The following is a 21,614-nucleotide window of genomic DNA, read 5'->3' as shown; positions in this document are numbered from 1 at the left end:
AGATAGCTTTCGGGATTACTGATCAAACGGATTCTGCTATGAACGGAAAAATTGAAAACTTAACACTTCCGAGCTACCCGTTTACGTTATGCTTCTTGTATATATCCTATTTTTTCGTGGTTTTTAAATTTAGAAATGATCTCATCTATTATAAATCTTGTTCCCTCAAAGAGATTAAAATTTAAAGCCTGTTCTAAATTTACCCATTTTATGTCTTTTGTTTCTTTAGCGTTAAAAGTAAATTCCACCTCATTAGCAAATGCCAAATAGGCAAAATCTAAATGATAATGGGACTCTTCTTGGGATGAAGCTGGAATTTGTTGCTGATAAAAATATTCAGGAGGTAAAATCCATTCCGAATCATTAACCTTATTTTCTGCATGCAAAAAGGAAAACAGTTTGATGTTTAATCCTGTTTCTTCCCTAGCTTCTCGAATGGCAGCTTCCACTTGGTTTTCGGAAGGTTCGATATGACCGCCAGGAACCATCCATCTATCAAATTTTTTATGATGAATGAGCGCTAGTTACAAATTCCTTTCAAAGTTATTGATGATGAAAACGCTAGTTGTAAATTGTTTGAGCATACTCTATCTTTAATTGTAGCTTTTCTTTGTGGGCACAGATTGCAAATCAGCGCTATCTTTGCGATGAAGAATTAATATATCCGAGCGGGGTTACCTCTATGATTTTCCAAGAGTTTTGACTACTATTGTACTTATATACGGTACATACTCAATCAAGATTGAATAGCAAGATTTTTGATTGTTTGCTTTGTTTTTTTAATTCAAATAATCCCTTCCCAGTTTTTTGACTAAAAAGGGATTTTCATTTAATAACAGTCTTGATTAAAAGTTTACTATTCTTTATTTTTACCAATTACCTTAATTCGAACTACAGTAAGATTGCTATACTTTTCTGCATCTTCTTTTGTCCATTGTAATTCTTTTCCTTTTGGTCTTTCTTCATATTTCCAATCAATTGGAGTTTTTACATAGACAAATAGAGATACGCTATCATCTTGACTTCCTTTGCTTTGTTTTCGTTGTTCTAATGTTCTAAATTTAAAAGAAAAATAGTAAGGATTATCATTAGTAGCGTCCGCTGTTTTAATCTCTGGTTTTATTTCTTTTAATAAATCTTTTAATGGTTTGTTAATAAAATGTTGTTCATTAGTTTTTAATAAATATACATCTTTTGTTGTTTGGACCATTTGTTGAGCTTTGCAACTATTGTTTGCAAATAAGAATAGGATTGCGAATGTTTTTAATATGTTTTTCATATTTTTTAATTTATTGATTACAAGGTGTTAGAATATAGCTCTTAGATCCATTTGGGAGTATTGTTGTTTTAGCTTTTAGGGGATAAAATTCTCCGTTACTATCTTGCTTCATTAGAGTTATTCCTGAGCTGTATTGGTTTAAAATAGTAGAGATTGCCGTTGTACGTCCCTCGATGCTATATCCCATATAATCTTTCATATCATCAATTTGATAAAAAATAGCATCGGGTCACTTAAAGTTGCCCAAGCTGTTTTTATCTCTGGTTTTATTTCTTTTAATAAATCCTTTAAAGGTTTGTTTATAAATTGTTGTTCATTAGTTTTTAATAAATATACATCTTTTGTTGTTTGGACCATTTGTTTAGCTTTGCAACTATTGTTTGCAAATAGGAATAGGATTGCGATTGTTTTTAATATATTTTTCATTTTTCTTTCATTACTAGTAATTCCTTTTTGGTTTTTAGACCAAAAAGGAATTTTCATTCAGTAACGAGTCGAGATTAAAACTTTGTCTGTTTAATCTTTACCAATTACCTTAATTCGAATTACAGTGAGATTACCATATTTTTCTTCATCTTCTTTTGTCCATTGATATTCTTTTCCTTTTGGTCTTTTGTCAAAATTCCAATCTAAAGGCTCTTTTACATATACACATATCAATAAATGATTTTTTCCTATTGCTTTTCCACTTTTAAATTCATCAATATCTATGAATCTAAATATAAAATAAGATGGTGAATCTACAGTACCTAACACAGATTTTATATTAGGTTTTATTTCTCTCAAAAGGTTTTTTAATGGCTTGTTAAGGAATTGTTGATCATTTGTCTTTAATAGATAAGTATCATTAGGTACTTGTACCATTTGTTGTGCTCTACAGCTATAGTTTATTAACAATAATAGTATCCCGAAAATTTTTAATATATTTTTCATTTTTATATTTTTTTTAGTTGTTACAAGACGTTAGGTTGTATGTGTCGGTTCCGTTTTGTGTTGTCTTTTTAATTATTAGTGGATAAAATTCTCCATTATTATCTTGTTTCATTAATGAAATACCAGAATTATGTGAGTTTAAAGCAAAAGCTATTGCACTTGTTCTTGCTTCAATTGATTCACCTAATTTAGACCTGACCTCTAATATCTCATTAAAAATAGCATCGGGAAATTCAGGTGGATAAGGTGGATTTTCATCGGCTGGATAAGCTTTTACAAAGGCATTTGCTTCTACTAAATTTGTAACAACAATTGCATAGGTTTCTCCGTCTATCAAAACAAATGAAGTAGTAAAATTACTGTTTTTATTATTTAGTGTAACAGCATTATAGATATCTCCAGTTGATAATGGTGTATTGTTCGGATGGTTGTGCAAAGATGCAAAAGCTCCAGCCCAAGTTTCATTTACTTTTACATCATTTGTTCCTCCATTATTCATAGGTGCATGGGTTATTTGATTACTGACGTCTTTACCTAGAGTGATACTATGTTCTAATGTAGCATTTGCAGCTAGGATACTACTTTTGGCAGATAAATACTTGCTGTCTTTAGAATCCGTTGTTATTAATTTAGCTGCGTCACAAGGATTTTTTGGAGACTCACCTGGTATTCCGCTCCAAGAATCAGAACCTCCATCGTAAGTGTAAAAAATATTGGTAGATGGGTCGAACACTTTTTGATTATCCACAGGCCATTGGAAATCTAGAATACCGTAATTATCTTTGTTTCTAGAAATTATAATATTAGGAAGGATTACCTCTAAAATATGCCAGGAGTTTATGCTACTTTTATAAATATATTCGGTACATACTCCATCTGGATCGGTAAATTTATAGGTTTGATTGTTGATGGGATTTGCAGGAAGAGTAGGTTTGTTTGTAGAAGTTGACGCACTTGATCCTCCCAAAAATACCCCTGCACCATTATCACAATTACTCATTTTAAAAGTTTCATCACCACCATTGGGACCACCACCGCCACTACAATCACAGACTGTAAACATATAAACTTGACTAATGATTTCATTACCATATTTGGTTACCCACCAATACTCAGTACAGTTTCCTTGTGTTTTGCTAAATTTCTTCCTATTTCTAGCAGAACTTAGGGTTTTATTTTCGATTAAATTCCCTTGATTAAATTTATCATACAGCAATTTTGTTTTTGAAAGACTCAAAAAAGTAATTTCACCCGTATAGTTAAAACCATTTTTATCTGCATTTAGTACGGATTGAATAACCTTATCGTAATCACTATTGGCTTCATTAGTTTTTAATGTTACAATATTTGAACGCACCACTTTATTTTCATTTATATAAAAAATAATTTTAATAATTCCATCTAATCCCTGTAATGATTTTGCATTTGCAATCACTAATTTTTCGGTCGTTCTTAAATCATATATTTTTAAACTATTGATGTCGATTGCAGTCGACAATTCTTCAATTTTGGCTAATTGTTCCTTACTAGAGCCTGTTTTTAATTGACCCCAATAATCCTCTATTTTAACTTTATAAATTTCAGAAACTGCCTTATTATTTCCTTGTAAGGTGTCTTCCTCTACTTGGCAATTTGATAAAAAGAATACTAGAATAAGTGCTAACCCATTTGTTAAATAGGCTTTTAAAAATACATTTCTCTTCATAATTTAAATGTTGTTAGGTGGTTAAAATCTCTTGCAACTTGTATATACAAAACAAAAAACCACAAATCCATTTATATTTTGGATGTATACACGCAGCTAAGTATCGTTTTCAAAAATGATAAATAATTCTTACAAAAAATAAATTATTTTGGAATCAACAAAATCCCTCCACCTTCCCTCAACATCTTGTGAGCATACGTGAGGGATAGAAGTTAGCTACCGAAGTAGCGCTTCCCGATAATTATCGGGAAGCCCGACGGCATAAAGCAAAGGGGCCGACTCACCGATATGATAAGTTGGCCCCTTTGCTTAATGCTGGCACGCCCAAATGATTTTTAAATTTTGTGTTTAATTGAGATTCAAACTCGCCTTGAACATTCTAAGTTCTTCCCAAGTGAATTTGTCGCCGTGTTTTTCTTTTAGGGGAGAAACCGATTCCTCTTTGTAACCCGCAAAGGCCTCGGTGAGTGCGGTCACTTTGTCTTTGGACAAGACTTCGTTGATAATAATGGTTTTGGACTGGATCAACTTGGTTAAGTGTGACAAAATGGTTTCCTGAGTGAACTTGCGGATCGTTGCGATTTCCTGTACGGTTTTCTTTTCTAACCACAGCTCATGGGTTTCCTGTACTGTCGATTTTTTGGGTTCCTTTTTGGTGGTTTTCTTGGGTGCGTAGCGTTCGGCGTCCTTTTCGTCCTCGATTAGGGTGATGTTGGCTTTCTTGAAATCTTCGATGACACGCTCGACTTTGGTGGTTTTATATTGCTTGATTTCGGCAGACGTTAGTTTTTCTTTAGAGATGGTTTCGCCTTTTACCAGCGTGGCCATCATTAATTTGGCTTTCATCAGTTGGAGCACTGCCTTGGTTTGCAAATCGTCGAGTAGTATTAATTCATCGTAAAAAGCTTTGGCTTTTTTGAGTCGTTTTACTTCCTCGAGTTTCCATAGGATTTCGTACACCAACTTGTCCATGGGATCCATGAAGTAATTGAAGGCTGCGTTGATCCGATCCGAAATATGACTGAATTCCAGCTGTTCGCTGTGGAACAATTTATCCAACTGCACCAAAAACTTAGAAGACGGATCGAGCAATTGCCAAATCACCCCGGCTTGATTTTTCGCCCAAGCGGCATGTTTGGATTTGGCTGAATTTTCGACATCTTCGTTGTAGCTGAACTGATGGTTGCGCCATTCTTGAGCCAACTCGTTCCACTCGAAGCTGTTTTTCAGATAGTTGAGGATAAAATTTTTGGTTTCTCGTTTTAAGGCATTCGCCAAAGCTTCTTCGGAGGCTTTGTTCTCGGCATAATCCATCACGTCCTGATCGTTTGAAATACCATTCATTCGCAACGGAGAGAGTAAAACAAGCCCGTTTAAGGAACGCAAACGCGATAATGCCACATACGCCTGTCCGGGCAAGAAAACTTGCGATACGTCGAGCGCAGCTTTATCAAAAGTCAAACCTTGGCTTTTGTGTACCGTAATCGCCCAAGCCAGTTTGATTGGGTAATGCACAAAAGTGCCCAAAATCTCCTCCTCTATTTCCTTGGTCATCTCGTTTACGGTGTAGCGAATGTTTTGCCATTCGTACTTGTCGACTTCGATGGTTTTGTCTTCATCCGGAAAGTGAACCCAGATTTCTTTGCTGGTCATGGATTTTACAATTCCCATTTTTCCGTTGAAATAATTTTTATCCGGGGACAAATCGTTTTTGACAAACATAATCTGTGCTCCTACTTTCAACTGCAAATTGGGATCTACGGGATATATTTTCTCTGGAAAATCGTCTGTGATTTCCGGTTTGAAAGTTGTTAGTTTTCCTTCCAGATCTTCTAGAGATTGCGCATTCATAACATCGGCTTTGGCATTGTGCGTGGTCAGCGTGATATAGCCTTTGTTCACCTTCATGTCAAAATCGGGTTTTACGAATTCGTTCAGCATTTGAATATCCGTTGCTGTAATCTCATTGTTACGCAGATTATTCAAAACCGAAATGAATCGATCATCGGTTTGACGGTAAATTTTGGACAACTCGATGTACAAAGGCGGATACTGCTGAATGACGTGTGCGTGGAAAAAGAATTTCCCTTTGTAATATGTTCTCAAAGTGCGCCACTCTTCGTCTCTGATGATGGGCGGTAATTGTAATAAATCTCCTATAAATAACACTTGCACACCACCAAACGGAGCCGATTTCTTTCGAACCGTTTGCATCATGTAATCCATTGCGTCCAGCAAATCGGCACGTAACATACTGACTTCGTCTATGATAAGCAATTCCATATTGCGGATAACTGCACGTTTTTGTCCGCTCATCTTGAAATGTCGGCGCAAAGTGGCTTTGGTTTCAAACTTGGTCGTATCCGAAAACTGAGGAGCCGAATTGTCCGGTATGAATCCGCCAAAAGGCAGTTGAAACATCGAATGGATCGTAACTCCGCCCGCATTCAGCGCTGCAATTCCCGTAGGCGCCACAACCACTGTGTTCTTGTGTGTGGTCGCTATGATTTGCTTTAAGAGCGTGGTTTTACCAGTTCCCGCTTTACCCGTCAAAAAAACAGATTGATGGGTTTGATTGATAAAACGGAGAGCATAAGCAGCGGCTTCGGATATGGATTGCATTTGGCGTATAAATTTAGAGTGCTAAAATATTTTTAAATAAAAAAACCTTCAATCTTGTTCAAGATGAAGGTTTTATGTATTTGTGCAAACAAAAAATTACTTTTTAACTTCTTCTGTTTTAGCAGCCGATTTGTATTTTTCGTTCAATAATTTCACGATGTCTTTAGTGATGTTGTATTTCTCTTCAGCATACAAGATCGAAGCTGCATCGCCAGTACCATAGATATAAGCATATCCTTTCTCTTTACCGTATTCTTTGATGAATTTTTTAACCCCTTTTACAAGAGAATCCATTTCTTTTCCGCTTTCTTGTTGCAATTGCATTTGCAAACCTTGTTGCGCTTGAGCCAATTGTTGCTCTCTACGTTGCAATTCTTGACCATTTTTCTGAGCCCATTCTTGACCGTTTGCTTGAGCATTACGTTGAAAATTAGCAGCATCTTGTTTGAATCTATTGATTTCTGCTTCCAATTGTCTTCCTTTTTCAGCAGCTTGACCTTTATATTTTGCTTCTAGATCTTTAGTTTCTGTATATTCTTTCATCAACTCAGCTGTATCAACATAAGCTGTTTTGAATTCTTTCACTTCTGCTGCTTTATCACAAGAAACAAGTGATATTGAAATTGCGATAAATAATAATGCTTTCTTCATTTTGATGTATTTCAAGTTTTTTAAGTATGGATGACAAAAATATAAAAAAATAGATAGCATTGATAAAAAGTTTCAAAAATGCTGCTATTTTATTATTATCAATTTTAATTATTAATAAATATAAATTCAATCAAAAAAAGCTATCAAAAACGGATTTAAAGGCTCGTTTCTAAAGGACGATTCAAAATAATTGAATAATTACCCTAGCAGAACCAAAATAAGCGTATTAAAACGGCTTAAAATGCGATTTAGTTGTTTTTAAGTATGTAAATATGCGATGAGTATTCCAAATTTTGCTTGGCTTTCCAATTCGACTGCAATCCGATGAAAAAAGCTTTGATATAATTCATTTTTCCCGTTTTGTATTTTTCCGAAAGCAAGCTCACATAAAAAGAATCAAATTTCATCGGCAATACTTTTTCGAGCTTCATATTTTCTTTTTCGAAAAGTTTTTGGATCGCTGTTTTCGAGAAATGCCAAAAATGGATCGGCACATCATAAGCCGCCCAAAAATGTCCATAATGTTTTGCATCGAAAGATTTGAAATTCGGAACGGCTACAATCAAAGTTCCGCTGGGTTTTAGCAAACGTTTTAATTCTTTGATTTGTTCGTCTAAATTGGGAACGTGTTCCAAAACGTGCCACATCGAAATAACATCAAAAGTATGATCCTCTAATTCTGAAGTTTTCTCGACAAAAGAAACTCCTTTACTTTTTGCAATGGCTTTGGCTTTATCACTAGGCTCTACTCCTACCGTTTTCCAACCGTCATTCTTTGCCACTGATAAAAAATCTCCAGTTCCGGCACCAATGTCCAAAATCAACCCTTTTGAAGGTTGATAAGAGTTGATTAAATTCAATTTATTCTTTAAAGCAATATTTTTCACAAAATGATAGGCCTTTTCAAACAAAGATCTTTTAGAATCGGTATGCGAAATATAATCGGCACTTTCGTAGTATTTCCCTAAAACATCTAAGCTAGGTTGTGGATGTGTGATTAACATATCCAATACTTCATCTTGATACAAGTCGAAAGTTTCTTGAGAAACCGAATAATCTTTTACTTTTAGAAAATGCTTTTTGTGTGTAATGTCCATTTTTGTTTTTAAATAAATAATTTCAACCCTTGCGTAGAAAAGCTGAAAAGTAATTCTTTCTTACTATTAATTCTATATGATTGCCAACAATAATACCTATTTTTTTTCACCACTCCCGATAGTTATCGGGATAAACGAATTAGCACAAATTCAAAATAAAAAATATCTGCGTAAATCCGTATAATCCGTGTGCTATTTTAATTTTTAGAAAACATTGTTAAGAAACAGGAATTGCAATCAACTCTAGTTCCTTTCCCACCTTATTTTAACGGCCGAAATTTTCTCTTTTTCTATTCGGTCCTTTTGAAGCACTAAAAAACCGTTTTTTGTATAGAACCCTAAGGGCGACAAATAAGGCTCATTATTTTGTTTCAAATCATTTTGATGATCGATTACCCAACCATTCAAAGCCAATTTATTTTTTTTCAATTCATCCAGCAAAAGTAAACCAAATCCTTTTCCCTGTATTTCTGAATTGATGATAATTCCGAACCAATCTCCTCTTCTCTAAAAAAAGCAAAAGCCCAGCCCAGAATTTGATTTTGATCGTCAACTACTAAATAATGTTCTTCATTTGAAAGTCCATCGAGATAATTCTCAAATTCGGATAATTCGGGATATCCAATTTTTTCTGGATACTCCGAATTCCAAAGTTCAAATGCCGATTGTTTCTGATCTAAAGTTAAACTCGTTGTTTGGATAATTTTCATTTTCAAAAAAATAGTATGAAGCGATTTATCAACAAATACTAGTGCTGCGAGCATAGTTTCACGTGGAACAAATTAATTTTAGATTTTAGATTGCAGATTTTAGATTAAAAACCAGAGCGATAGCAAACACGTATATAATTTCAGCTCTAAAAGAAAAACACACCCCTAACCCCTCTCTAGAGGGGAACTCAATCACGTTAACATTTCAAATTTAGTTATTTCAACAATTAAGTAAAACGAATATTATGAAAATTACAATTCAACCACTATACAAATTAAAAATCATTAATCCTCAATCTAAAATCCTCAATCTAAAATCTAAACTCTAAAATCTAAAATCTCCTCCTACCTTCCCATGTAAATCAAAAGCACCGAAACATCGCTAGGAGAAACTCCACTAATTCTGGAAGCTTGAGAAATTGTCACAGGACGAATCTTGCTTAATTTTTGCTTTGCTTCTATCGACATGGATTTGATTTTATTGTAATCGAAATTTTCGGGAATCTTAACGTCTTCCAAGCGCGTTAGCTTATCGGCGTTATTTCTTTCCTTTTCGATATAGCCCGAATACTTCACTTGTATTTCGGCTTGTTCCAAAATTTCCAGGTCTAAATTATTTTCGGCTACATACTCAGCAACTTTTTCAAATTTCATCATATCCTCCAAATCGATTTGCGGTCTAGAGAAAACTTTAAACATTTTATCGCCTTGATTAATCAACGCAGTATCCTTAGCTTCTAAAATCGGATTGGTCTCTGCAACAGAAACACTCGTCTCTTTGAAGAAAGCAACCATTTTTTCGGATTCATTTAATTTATGTTCCATACGACGCAAACGTGCTTCCGATGCCAAACCAATTTCATACGAAAGTGGCGTTAATCTAAAATCGGCATTATCTTGTCGCAACAAGGTTCTGTATTCCGCACGAGAAGTAAACATACGATACGGCTCTTCGGTTCCCTTCGTAATCAAGTCATCAATTAAAACACCAATATACGCTTCGTCTCTTTTTAAAATTAACGGAGCTTGTTCGTGCACTTTTAAATGCGCATTGATTCCAGCCATCAATCCTTGAGAAGCGGCTTCTTCATATCCAGTCGTTCCATTAATTTGTCCAGCGAAATACAAACCTTCAACCAACTTAGTTTCCAAGGTATGCTTTAATTGCGTTGGCGGAAAATAATCGTATTCGATCGCATATCCCGGACGAAAGAATTTCACGTTTTCAAAACCGACAACAGAACGCAACGCTTTAAATTGAATATCCTCCGGCAAAGAAGTTGAAAAACCATTTACGTAAACCTCACAAGTATTCCATCCTTCCGGCTCCACAAATAATTGGTGACGCTCTTTATCCGCAAAACGATTAATCTTGTCTTCTATAGACGGACAATATCTCGGGCCTATACTTTTTATCCTACCGTTGAACATTGGAGAACGATCAAAACCTTCTCTCAAAATATTATGCACTTCCAACGAAGTGTACGTCATATGACACGATTTTTGAACAGCCAATGGTTTGGTCAAATCAGAATACGAAAACTTATCCGGTCTTGCATCTCCTTTTTCTTCGTTCATTTTAGAATAGTCCAACGACCTTCCATCAACTCTTGGAGGCGTTCCCGTTTTCATTCGACCCGCTTCGAAACCAGCCAGAATTAAATCTTCGGTAATTCCATACGCTGCACTCTCTCCTGCACGACCACCTCCGAATTGTTTTTCTCCAATATGAATCAAACCATTCAAAAAAGTCCCGTTCGTCAAGACAACCGATTTGGATCGAATCTCCACTCCCAACGAAGTTTTGACCCCTTTTATCTTTCCATTCTCAATTATCAATCCTTTTACCATTTCTTGGTAAAAATCAAGATTCGGAGTTCCCTCCAACATCATTCTCCATTCTTCGGCAAAACGCATACGGTCACTTTGAACTCTTGGAGACCACATCGCGGGACCCTTTGATTTATTCAACATCTTGAATTGAATTGCAGTTCGATCCGAAACAATTCCGGAGTACCCACCGAGCGCATCGATCTCGCGAACGATTTGCCCTTTTGCAATTCCACCCATTGCAGGGTTACAAGACATCTGTGCAATGTTCTGCAAACTCATCGTCACCAGCAAAATTTTGGAGCCCAAATTTGCCGCTGCCGCCGCCGCTTCAGAACCAGCGTGACCCGCACCCACCACAATTACATCATACTCTTCTAAAAACATTTTCTTATATATTAATCCTTCGAAAAGGAATTATGAAATCTCAAATTAACGTTCCACGTGAAACAATATAAACAATCTAAGCAATCTAAATAATGTTCCACGTGAAACATATTGTTTTAAAACGAATAAATTACGTTTTGTGTGAAAAATTTATTTTAAAAAAATTTACAAAAAAAAAATGTTTCACGTGGAACGTATTGCTTTTTTATATAGTTTTAATACATTTTAATCTACTGTTCCACGTGAAACATAGTTAATTTCTCTTCTTCTTTACTTCGCATTAGAATCTCGTCAGCTTCTGATTTGTCTTTATATCCACAATAATGTAAAACCCCGTGAACCAAAACACGTTTCAACTCTTCGTCGAAACTGGTTTTATAATCTTTGGAGTTGTCTAGAACTCTTTCGACAGAAACAAAAACATCTCCGCTTATTTCGTTACCCATAGTGTAATCAAAACTGATAACATCGGTAAGTGTGTCGTGATCCAAATACTCTACATTGATTTTGTGTAGGTATTCATCGTCGCAAAAAATATAATTAATTTCTCCTTCGCTCTTGTTTTCCGAAACTATTACAGCACTTAACCAAGTAGCTATCGCCTCTTCGTTATCTAAAGTAAAATCGGATTCGTAATTAAAATTGATCATTTGTTGTTGAAATATACTTGAACTTTTTGATTAAAATTCGAGCGCAAAGGTAGCGATTGTCTATTTAATATTTCGATGCTATTCAAATAATCTGAAAGCACCTTTGGCAATGGACTCGCTTGGTTAGAAAAACTCTTCGTATTAGTCTCGGATTGACGTTTAGGATCTTCCCCTTGCAGACGAATTGCAGTATCTAATTTTAAAAGTTCCTGTTTGATATTATTGATTTTTTGAATCGTTTCGTTGGAAAAACCTTTGTTTAATAATTGCTTTTCCAGTAGCTTCATTTGCTCCAATGCGTTTTGCCCATTGTTGCCTAAGCCCTTTTTATTCAATTCTTCTTGAAGCGCTTCACGCAATTGTTTTTGCTCTTTGTAAATATCCATTATAGCTTTGGCATCTCCTTCTCCATTTTCTCCACCTTCTCCTCCTTGTTCTTTTCCAGATTGAGAACCTTTTTCCTTAGTGCTATCTCCCGGTTTCTTTCCTTCTCCTGGTTTCTTTCCTTTCTCCATTCCCTGTTTCATCTTATCTCCAAGCTCCCCTTGCTTTTTGATGATATCCGGTAATTGCATTCCTGACCCTTTACCAGGTTTTGGTTTACCACCACTACTGCCAGACATTTGCATTTGCATGCTATTAAGAGAATCACTTAATAAATCGGCTAGTTTATTAGCAGAAGATAACGCATATTGTTGTTGAGACAAACCTCTTTGAATTTGTGAATCAGATAAACTTTCAATAGATTTATCAATATTGTACTGTACATTGGCCACCTCTTTGGTAACCGCTTCGGCAATTTTAGGTTGGCGCAAGGACAAAGCGAAAAGGCTATCATCTACATGCTTGAACTCAATTTTTAAATTTTGCTGACTTTTAATATACTTGTTGAAAGATGGAGAACCCAATTTAATTGTTTTAAATTGGTTCATTACATCCTCTTGGGAAAAAGAATAGGTCAATAGATTATCCAATATTTGACGCAACATTTTTACATCTTCTTCTATCTGATCTTTGTTCGATTCTTCCATTGCCTGCTCCATAGCTTTAGACATTTCCTTCATCTTTTTGGAAGCGCTTTTTTGACTCGGTTTGGCTTTTGATTTGTTGTTTTTTTGTAAATCTTCAGCCGCTTTGTTTAAATCTTCTTTGATGCTTTTTTCCTTTTCAGCATCATTCGGAATATCCATCGGTGCTTTTAATTCGTTATTTTCCTTTTCTAATTTATCAAGTTCAGCTTGTATTTTATCAAACTCATCATTGAGTTTCTTCTGTTCTGCTGTAGAATTCTCTTTTTCATTATCCGATAATTTATCTTCTTTTTGAGATAACTTATCTAATTTATCCGCTATTTGTTCAGCCTTTTTTTCGACATAATACCGCTTCGTCAGTTCGACTAATTGTGCTAAATTCTTATTTTGACTTTTACTTTTCTCTTTAAATTTTTCTAACTTCTCGGTAAAATCTTCATCATTAATTTTATTGTTTAGCTCATTAAGCTCATCTAATAATTTCTTGTTTTTATCTAATTCCTTTTCCGTGTTCTCTAATCTTTTTTGCAACAATTCTTTGTTTTCATCTTTTTGCTGCGGATTAGATTTATCTAAATTGTTCTTCATTTTATTGGCAAACTCCTTCATCAATTCATTTTGCTGCTTTTGCTGTTTGATGAAATCATTCACTTTTTGACGGTCTTTAAAATCTAAAGAGGCTTTTTCTTTGCTGGCTTTCTGAAGTTTTTCCATTTCAGAAAACTGTTTATCCTGTTTAGACAATGTTTTTTGCAAACTGTTGATGTCATTATTTTGCTCTTGAAAAACTTGATTTTGTTTTTCCTCATCCGAAAGTACACGGTTTGAAAACACAGAAGAACGGGTGCTTTTGAAATGATGAATCGCATCGTTATCGAAAACCTCGAAATAGAAATCATAGGTTACCCCTTTTACCAAATCAAGGTTACTCGGAAAATCAAAAACAAATTGATCAAATGTATCCTTCTTAACTGCTATCGTTCCACGTTTGGCATTAAGTGGTTTTCCGCTTTCATAGTAAACGATCTGTAACTTATATAAACCGTAATCATCCGATAATTGTCCCACAAAATAGGTGTTCCCTACCCTTAAACTATCGGGTACTTTGGCAACATTGATGGTAGGAAACTGATCTTTGACAATATTGAGCTGATAATCTAACTTTTCGAAGTTTTTTACTTCAGAATTAGATGTAATAATTTGATATTCTGTGTTTTGAGTAATATTTTTTGATAAATTGAAGGTATTATCCGTTTTAGAGAAAGGAAATTCATGAGAACCTACTTTCCAAACTACATTTTGAGTATAATTGGTATTCATAACCCAAGTAACTTGTGTGCCTTCTGGAATTATAGCATTCCCTGATCCTTTGATAATCGTATTTTTTAGATTCAGATACGAAGGATAAACGAACTTCATTTCGAAATTGGCAATAGTAGGAACAGCAATTACTTTCAATTCATAATTAGAAGAGAAAACTGTATTGGCTTCAAGATGGAAAGCAACATTAGAAGAAGGCTTCACAATTTTGAATTGAAACTCTCCGGGACGAATGGTTTCTAAAAAATAACTTTCATCTCCAATAAAGATCATCACATTTTCTGGAACAATCGAACCTTCTGATTTTATATGCAACACAAAATCTTTGCCTTGTTCGGTAACCAAATTGGCATTCAATACAACAAATTTAAAAGGTGCTGGAGGTGCAAATGCGGCATTGAAATGCACTACCCTATTCAAACTTTGAGAAATGACACTGCTATTACCTGATAAAAAGAAGAACAATAAAAACAAAATTGGGATAATGGCTAAGGGTAAAAACTTCCTGTTTTTATTAAAATCAATTGCTTTACCAAACGGAATTGGATTAAGAGCGTTTGCTTTTTGTTCGATGGAAGCCAACAATAATTCTGAATTATAAGCAGACCTATCAGAATTAGAAAGTTGAAGATAATTCGTTAGAGTATCATTCACTTCCGAAAAATGGTTTCCTATAATCAAAGAAGCTTGTTTATAATCAATCCCTTTTTGGAATTTTAAAATTTTAAAAACTGGGAAAAGTATAAATCTAAGCAACAAGAAAGCTTCGACAGTGATAAAAAACCAAAACAAAAATGACCTTCCTTGTGGTTGTAACCAAAGGAAATACTCTATAAAAAGAGTAAACAAAAAATAAATTAATCCTAAACCAACGAAAAATATAATACCCCGGATTAACTCATTGGTGTAATACTTCTTGATAAAAGCTTCTAATTTTTGATGTATCGAATTTGATTTTTCCAAAATTATCGTATTGATTTAATAACCAATAAAAGTAATAATTTTAATGGGTATTAAAATGTAAAAAAAACATAATATTCTACATACCAAGAATCCCTAATTGAGTATAACAAATGGACTGTTTGAAAATTGTATATTTGCAAAAAATTTAAGCAATGTCTAAACCAGTTCGCGTGCGTTTTGCACCAAGTCCAACAGGACCATTACATATTGGCGGAGTACGTACCGCATTATTCAATTATTTGTTTGCCAAAAAAAATGGAGGTGCTTTTTATTTAAGAATAGAAGATACCGATCAAAATAGATTTGTTCCAGGTGCTGAAGAATATATCATGGAAGCCTTAGAATGGTTGGGAATTGCTCCCGAAGAAACCGTTGGAAAAAACGAAAAATTTGGACCGTACAGACAAAGCGAAAGAAAGCATTTGTACAAACAGTATGCCGATATGTTAATCGAATCCGGTAATGCTTATTATGCTTTTGACACTGCCGAATCACTGGATGCCCATAGAAAACAACATGAAGAAGAAGGAAAAACGTTTATCTACAATCATCATAATCGCGAAAAACTAGATACTTCATTAGTGATTTCTGCAGCCGAAACGGAAAAAAGAATCGCCAATAACGAAGATTATGTGATCCGTTTCAAAACACCAGTAGAAGAAACTTTGCATTTACAAGACATCATCCGTGGGGAAGTTCAGTTTCAAACTGGTCTTTTAGATGATAAAGTATTGTTTAAAAGTGATGGAATGCCAACATATCATTTGGCTAATATAGTAGATGACCATTTGATGGAAACCACACACGTAATTCGTGGAGAAGAATGGTTACCGTCAATGCCATTACACGTAATGTTATATAGAGCTTTTGGTTGGGATGCTCCCCAATTTGCACATTTACCATTAATTTTAAAACCTATTGGAAATGGTAAATTGTCAAAAAGAGATGGAGATAAAATGGGATTCCCAGTATTTCCGTTAGAATGGAAAACTGAAGAAGGTGTTTCATCTGGTTACAGAGAGAAAGGATTTTTTCCAGAAACAGTTATCAACTTCCTTGCCTTATTGGGTTGGAATGACGGAACCGAGAAAGAACTTTTTTCATTAGAAGAACTGACAGCTGCATTTGATTTAAAAAGAGTGCATAAATCAGGAGCCAAATTTGATCCAGAAAAAAACAAATGGTTCAATCACCAATATTTATTAAAACAAGATAATCCAATTTTAGCAGATACCTTTGCTCCTATTTTAATTGAAAAAGGGATTGATATTTCAAAATTTGATTTGACTAGAATCGTTTCCTTGATAAAAGACAGAGCACATTTTGTTTCGGAGTTTTGGGAAATGAGTGATTTCTTTTTTGTGGCTCCAACAACTTATGATGAAAAAGCATCTAAGAATTGGAAGGAAGAAACTCCTGCTTTGATGCAAGAATTGATTTCGGTAGTAGAAGAAATAACCGATTTTACTTCAATGAATATTGAAACTATCGTAAAAGATTGGATGACAAAAAACGAAATTGGAATGGGCAAAGTAATGCAACCGTTTCGATTGAGTTTGGTTGGAGCGCTCAAAGGCCCTCACCTATTTGATATTGTTGAAGTAATTGGAAAAGAAGAAACCATTTCCAGAATTCAAAAAGCAATAGCAACTCTATAAAAAGTAAAAAGCTCCCAAATGATTGGGAGCTTTTTTTTGTAACTTTAAAAATATTCTTACGTACAATATTAACTAACTAAAAAGTAAAAGCTATGAACATTCCATTAATTATTTTTATAATCTTAGGATTATTTATTTTTCTATCGTCCTTTTTTACAGTGAAACAACAAAGTAGTTTTATAATCGAACGTTTTGGGAAATTTCACAGCATTAGACAATCTGGTTTACAATTAAAAATTCCGATGATTGATCGAATTGCGGGACGTGTAAACCTCAAAATTCAACAGTTGGATGTCATTATTGAAACCAAAACCAAAGACAATGTGTTTGTAAAACTAAAAGTTTCGGTTCAATTTATGGTGGTAAAAGAAACCGTATATGATGCTTTCTATAAACTGGAATATCCACACGATCAAATCACATCTTATGTATTTGATGTGGTTCGTGCCGAAGTTCCGAAACTAAAACTAGATGATGTTTTTGAAAGAAAAGACGATATTGCCATTGCCGTAAAAAGAGAATTGAATGAAGCAATGACAACTTATGGATACACGATTATCAACACATTAGTAACCGATATTGATCCAGATATTCAGGTAAAAAATGCCATGAACAGAATCAATGCCGCAGATAGAGAGAAAACAGTGGCCGAATTTGAAGCCGAAGCATCTAGAATAAGAATCGTTGCTAAAGCCAAAGCTGAGGCAGAAAGCAAACGTTTACAAGGACAAGGAATTGCTGATCAGAGAAGGGAAATCGCAAGAGGATTGGTAGAAAGTGTAGATATTTTGAATAAAGTGGGTATCAATTCACAAGAAGCTTCGGCATTGATTGTAGTTACTCAACATTATGATACTCTGCAAGCCATTGGTGCAGATGCAAATTCTAATTTAATTTTGTTACCCAATTCTCCACAAGCAGGAAGCGATATGCTGAATAATATGGTGGCATCTTTCTCTGCATCGAACCAAGTGGGAGAAATGATGAAGAGAAACAAACCAAAAGTAAAAAATAAACCAGAGGATCATTATACAACTCCTCCACCAACAACAAAACTGGAACTACCTGATTCAGAATTACCAAAATCAGAAGAATAATCTAACTGAATACCATAAAAAAAGAGGCTTAATCGCCTCTTTTTCTATTTACGAAATAACTAATGATATATGGAACTACCGATTTTAAGATAGATAGGTACGAATTAGAAATTATACTTTTAAAAGAATCAAAAAACCCATTAATAATATTTTCTGTAGTAATTGCTTCTTTGGTTTTCTGAATGCTCAAAACAAGTTTTTGATAACTGATCTCTTTTTCTAATTTTAAAATTTCTAAATCAGAATCAATTTCGGCATATGATGTATATTTTTTGGCCCCCATAATTAGTCGTTAAAAAAGATTTCTGAAAATTTCCCTAAAATTGGCCCTTCAATTACTTTGTCTTTAATTAAAAATAAAAGGCTTGTTGTGAGTAAATATAAACCTCCTACAATTAGAAAACCAATAGCATAACTATCAAAATATGCACCAATCGCCAAAGCGGCTGCAACAGAGCCAAATAATAAAACCATACAGAAACACAACAAAATTAAAGTAAACTTTAAAATCATAGTGGTTGATTTCATCGCAACTTTAAAACCCCATAATTTATAATAGGAAATAGTACTTTCAAGATACACTTGAACTTGTTCTTGAACCTTATCCGTATTTTCTTTTATATCGACAAATGGCATAGACGCAATATTTTATTTTTGAAATTTAGCGTTTTTTAATTTAAGATCCGCTAATTTATTTTCTAAAAAAGAAATGACATCTTCTGTTTTATGACTTAGAGAAGAAACTATATTATCATAATTTCCATCAATATCATCTTTGGCAATTACTATTTTACTTTTAATGCTTTCAGACACATCATGCAATTTATCTTGAAGATTGTGTTTGGCATCATCAAAACCATCTTTTAATTTTTCTCTAGTTTTAGATCCTTTATCAGGTGCAAACAAAATTCCTACTCCTGCACCGATCGCTGCACCAACTAAAATGGCCACTATTGTATTTCCAGTACTATTTGACATATGATTAAAATTTAAAAGTTTACTATTTATAAAAATACAACTTTATTAACAAACCTATGTTAACAAGCCGTTAAAGTGTCCTACATTAGGCTAAAAAACTAAATAAAGAGTTTTTTTTAATCAAAAACTAAAAAACACCTATCAGTATAGAAACTAAATAAAAATGGATTAAAACAAAGGTATGAAAGTCAGTTTTAATCAAAAATAACTATTAAAATAGAATTTTAATATACAAAATCAATTATAAATATAAATTATTAATAAATAAATTTAATAGTAAAAATTGATATTAAAATAAAATGTGTGCGATTTCTAAAAAAGGATAAAAAATAGACTTAAAAGTAAAAAAACAACTCTTTTTTAAGTTAAAATTGAAATTAAAACTCCTAACGAATCAAAATATAGAAAATATAAATTGATATTAACAAAATTAAAAAATGTCTTAAAATCAATTTATGAAGGTTGATTTTAATAAATAAAATTTATAAATTTTTATTTATTAATCATTATTCTATATAATAAAAAAAGCGCCTTATAAAAAGCGCTTTTAATTGATAATATCTATAATTAGGTTTTATATAGAATTTAGAACTTCTAATACTTTCTCATTTTTTTCTGAACTTCTTAAATCTGAAATTTGAGATTCGAAAACAGAAAAATTAATTAAATCTTTTTTAATGTTTAATAATACAAAAATACGAACCGTTGCCAATTGACTTTTTAATGACATCATATATAATTTATGCGCTACTTCTTGTTCAATGTCATTAGCGGTAACTTTATCAGAAAAATGCAAAATTAAATTAGCAAACAATAGTGAGTTATTATCATTCTTAACATTTTTGACAATAGTTTGACAAAGTAAACTGAAATTATCAATAGATTTGATGTTATCAACAATAGAATTTAAAAGAATTTGAGCGTTGTTATCCTCCTTTTCTTTTACATATTTATTGATTTCTTTTTGGGTGTTCATCAAAAGATTTGCTTCTTTTTTATCCTTTTCTTCCCAAGCATCCTTAAGTCCAACAGTTTTGTTAAACACTAATTTTGAATCAGTTGCTTCTTTATCAACAACAAAATAACCCAAACGTTGAAACTGAAAATGGTCTCCACTTTTAGCAGCTGATAAGCTTGGTTCTACAAAACCTTTTACGATTTGTAAAGAAGATTTGTTCATAAACTCTAAAAAGCTCTTCTCTTTATGACTGTCTGGAGCTTCATCAATAAACAAACGATCGTACAAACGAACTTCGGCTTCAACAGCAGTTTTTACAGCAACCCAATGCAAGGTTCCAGCCACTTTTCTTTGACTGGCTTCACTCCCACTTCCACTTCTGGAATCTTCATCATACGTTACTTGAATTTCGGTAATAACTCCGTTAGCATCTTTAGTAACACTCTCTCCTTTAATGATATAACCATTTTTAAGACGTACTTCATTTCCAATACTCAAACGGAAAAACTTAGCTGGAGCAACTTCAAGGAAATCGTCTCTTTCTATGTATAATTCACGGGAAAAAGGTACTTTTCTATAACCAGCTGATTCATCTTCTTGGTTGTTTTCTGCTTCAAGCCACTCCTCTACTCCTTCTGGATAATTGGTAATCAAAACTTTAACAGGATCTAAAACAGCCATAACTCTTGGAGCTGTTTTATTTAAATCTTCTCTTAAACAGAAATCTAAAAGCGAAACATCTATAATGTTTTCTCGTTTGGCAACCCCTATCACATCACAAAACTTACGGATAGCAGCTGCAGTATAACCACGTCTTCTTAGTCCGGAAATAGTTGGCATTCTAGGATCATCCCAACCTTTTACTATATTTTCCTGAACCAATTGCAAGAGCTTACGCTTACTCATAACGGTATAATTCAAATTCAAACGAGCAAACTCATGTTGATGAGGACGCACTTTGTTTTCATCATAAATTTGATCCAAAAACCAATTGTATAATTCACGATGCATCACAAATTCAAGCGTACAAATAGAATGCGAAATTTGTTCTACATAATCGCTTTCTCCATGCGCATAATCATACATAGGATAAATATTCCATTCATTTCCTGTACGGTGATGATGACGGTGCAATATCCTGTACATCAATGGATCACGCATCAACATATTAGTCGATGTCATATCAATTTTGGCACGTAAAACATGACTACCTTCTGGAAAATCACCGTTTTTCATTCCTTCAAAAAGCGTTAAATTTTCTTCAATTGAACGATTTCTATAAGGACCATCTACACCTGGTTGCGTTGGAGTTCCTTTTTGAATTGCCATTTCTTCAGAAGATTGACTGTCAACATAAGCTTTACCATTTTTGATCATAGCAACAGCCCATTCATATAATTGTTGAAAATAATCAGACGAATACAATTCTTCAGACCAATTAAAACCCAACCATTTCAAATCTTCTTTGATGGCATCTACATATTCCTGCTCTTCTTTGGCTGGATTCGTATCATCAAAACGCAAATTTACCGGCGCATTGTATTTTAGACCCAAACCAAAATTAAGACAGATCGATTTGGCATGACCAATGTGTAAATATCCATTAGGTTCTGGTGGAAAACGAAAGCGTAGTTTATCCTGTGGAAAACCGCTTGTTAAACTGTCTTCTATAATTTGTTCAATAAAATGAAGTGATTTCTCTTCTGATGCCATTTGTAAATAATTTTAGCAAAGATAAAAAATAG

The 21,614-nt window shown here is 33.8% G+C and carries 19 protein-coding genes; 2 read left to right on the top strand and 17 right to left on the bottom strand.

Annotated features, from left to right (window positions below; all coding sequences use genetic code 11):
• Positions 1 to 86: 86 nt before the first annotated feature.
• From DB891_RS01790 to DB891_RS01730, 13 genes are all read right to left on the bottom strand, one after another.
• A complete protein-coding gene (locus DB891_RS01790) occupies positions 87 to 515 on the bottom strand; it encodes an NUDIX domain-containing protein (protein WP_223256034.1) in 429 nt (142 codons plus the stop codon).
• Between the two features lie 341 nt (positions 516 to 856).
• Entirely contained in the window at positions 857 to 1,279 is a 423-nt protein-coding gene (locus DB891_RS01785; protein ID WP_116759965.1) for a hypothetical protein, read from the bottom strand.
• 10 nt (positions 1,280 to 1,289) lie between these two features.
• A complete protein-coding gene (locus DB891_RS01780; RefSeq protein WP_116759963.1) occupies positions 1,290 to 1,478 on the bottom strand; it encodes a hypothetical protein in 189 nt (62 codons plus the stop codon).
• Positions 1,475 to 1,762: a hypothetical protein gene (locus tag DB891_RS01775; protein ID WP_116759961.1), complete on the bottom strand. Its 288-nt coding sequence runs from the start codon at positions 1,760 to 1,762 to the stop codon at positions 1,475 to 1,477. Before DB891_RS01775 ends, DB891_RS01780 begins: the two co-directional genes overlap by 4 nt.
• Before the next feature lie 33 nt (positions 1,763 to 1,795).
• Positions 1,796 to 2,212, bottom strand: a complete 417-nt coding sequence (locus DB891_RS01770) for a hypothetical protein (protein WP_116759959.1) — start codon at positions 2,210 to 2,212, stop codon at positions 1,796 to 1,798.
• 13 nt (positions 2,213 to 2,225) lie between these two features.
• On the bottom strand, positions 2,226 to 3,917 hold the full coding sequence (locus tag DB891_RS01765; protein WP_116759957.1) for a hypothetical protein: 1,692 nt from the start codon (positions 3,915 to 3,917) through the stop codon (positions 2,226 to 2,228).
• Between the two features lie 348 nt (positions 3,918 to 4,265).
• A complete protein-coding gene (locus tag DB891_RS01760) occupies positions 4,266 to 6,539 on the bottom strand; it encodes a helix-turn-helix domain-containing protein (RefSeq protein WP_116759955.1) in 2,274 nt (757 codons plus the stop codon).
• Between the two features lie 96 nt (positions 6,540 to 6,635).
• Positions 6,636 to 7,190: an OmpH family outer membrane protein gene (locus DB891_RS01755; protein WP_116759953.1), complete on the bottom strand. Its 555-nt coding sequence runs from the start codon at positions 7,188 to 7,190 to the stop codon at positions 6,636 to 6,638.
• Between the two features lie 248 nt (positions 7,191 to 7,438).
• Positions 7,439 to 8,287, bottom strand: coding sequence for a class I SAM-dependent methyltransferase (locus DB891_RS01750; protein ID WP_116759951.1), 849 nt, complete (start codon positions 8,285 to 8,287; stop codon positions 7,439 to 7,441).
• 425 nt (positions 8,288 to 8,712) lie between these two features.
• Positions 8,713 to 8,997, bottom strand: a complete 285-nt coding sequence (locus DB891_RS17695) for a hypothetical protein (RefSeq protein WP_223256024.1) — start codon at positions 8,995 to 8,997, stop codon at positions 8,713 to 8,715.
• Positions 8,998 to 9,342: 345 nt separating this feature from the next.
• Entirely contained in the window at positions 9,343 to 11,214 is a 1,872-nt protein-coding gene (mnmG, locus tag DB891_RS01740; RefSeq protein ID WP_116759949.1) for a tRNA uridine-5-carboxymethylaminomethyl(34) synthesis enzyme MnmG, read from the bottom strand.
• Between the two features lie 230 nt (positions 11,215 to 11,444).
• Positions 11,445 to 11,864, bottom strand: coding sequence for an rRNA maturation RNase YbeY (gene ybeY / locus DB891_RS01735; protein WP_116759947.1), 420 nt, complete (start codon positions 11,862 to 11,864; stop codon positions 11,445 to 11,447).
• A complete protein-coding gene (locus DB891_RS01730; protein ID WP_116759945.1) occupies positions 11,861 to 15,178 on the bottom strand; it encodes a DUF4175 family protein in 3,318 nt (1,105 codons plus the stop codon). The genes ybeY and DB891_RS01730 overlap by 4 nt, the downstream gene beginning before the upstream one ends.
• A 152-nt stretch (positions 15,179 to 15,330) precedes the next feature.
• On the opposite strand from DB891_RS01730, the gene gltX reads away from it, so the two are divergent.
• Together gltX and DB891_RS01720 are read left to right on the top strand one after the other, a co-directional pair.
• Positions 15,331 to 16,836, top strand: coding sequence for a glutamate--tRNA ligase (gene gltX, locus DB891_RS01725; RefSeq protein ID WP_116759943.1), 1,506 nt, complete (start codon positions 15,331 to 15,333; stop codon positions 16,834 to 16,836).
• 92 nt (positions 16,837 to 16,928) lie between these two features.
• Positions 16,929 to 17,933, top strand: a complete 1,005-nt coding sequence (locus DB891_RS01720) for an SPFH domain-containing protein (protein WP_116759942.1) — start codon at positions 16,929 to 16,931, stop codon at positions 17,931 to 17,933.
• A gap of 28 nt (positions 17,934 to 17,961) precedes the next feature.
• On the opposite strand, the gene DB891_RS01715 is transcribed toward DB891_RS01720, so the two are convergent.
• From DB891_RS01715 to DB891_RS01700, 4 genes are all read right to left on the bottom strand, one after another.
• Complete coding sequence (locus DB891_RS01715; protein WP_116759940.1) at positions 17,962 to 18,216, bottom strand: DUF6327 family protein; 255 nt, start codon at positions 18,214 to 18,216, stop codon at positions 17,962 to 17,964.
• A 2-nt stretch (positions 18,217 to 18,218) separates the two neighbouring features.
• Positions 18,219 to 18,569: a competence protein gene (locus DB891_RS01710; protein ID WP_116759938.1), complete on the bottom strand. Its 351-nt coding sequence runs from the start codon at positions 18,567 to 18,569 to the stop codon at positions 18,219 to 18,221.
• Between the two features lie 12 nt (positions 18,570 to 18,581).
• Positions 18,582 to 18,911 (bottom strand): YtxH domain-containing protein, encoded by a 330-nt coding sequence (locus DB891_RS01705; RefSeq protein WP_116759936.1) that lies wholly within the window; start codon positions 18,909 to 18,911, stop codon positions 18,582 to 18,584.
• A gap of 574 nt (positions 18,912 to 19,485) precedes the next feature.
• On the bottom strand, positions 19,486 to 21,582 hold the full coding sequence (locus DB891_RS01700; protein WP_116759934.1) for a glutamine--tRNA ligase/YqeY domain fusion protein: 2,097 nt from the start codon (positions 21,580 to 21,582) through the stop codon (positions 19,486 to 19,488).
• Positions 21,583 to 21,614 lie beyond the last annotated feature (32 nt).

This window comes from Flavobacterium laiguense, assembly GCF_003097655.1.
Lineage (GTDB): Bacteria > Bacteroidota > Bacteroidia > Flavobacteriales > Flavobacteriaceae > Flavobacterium > Flavobacterium laiguense.
Note: the sequence above shows the minus strand (reverse complement) of the source record. Positions and strands in the feature narration are given on the sequence as shown.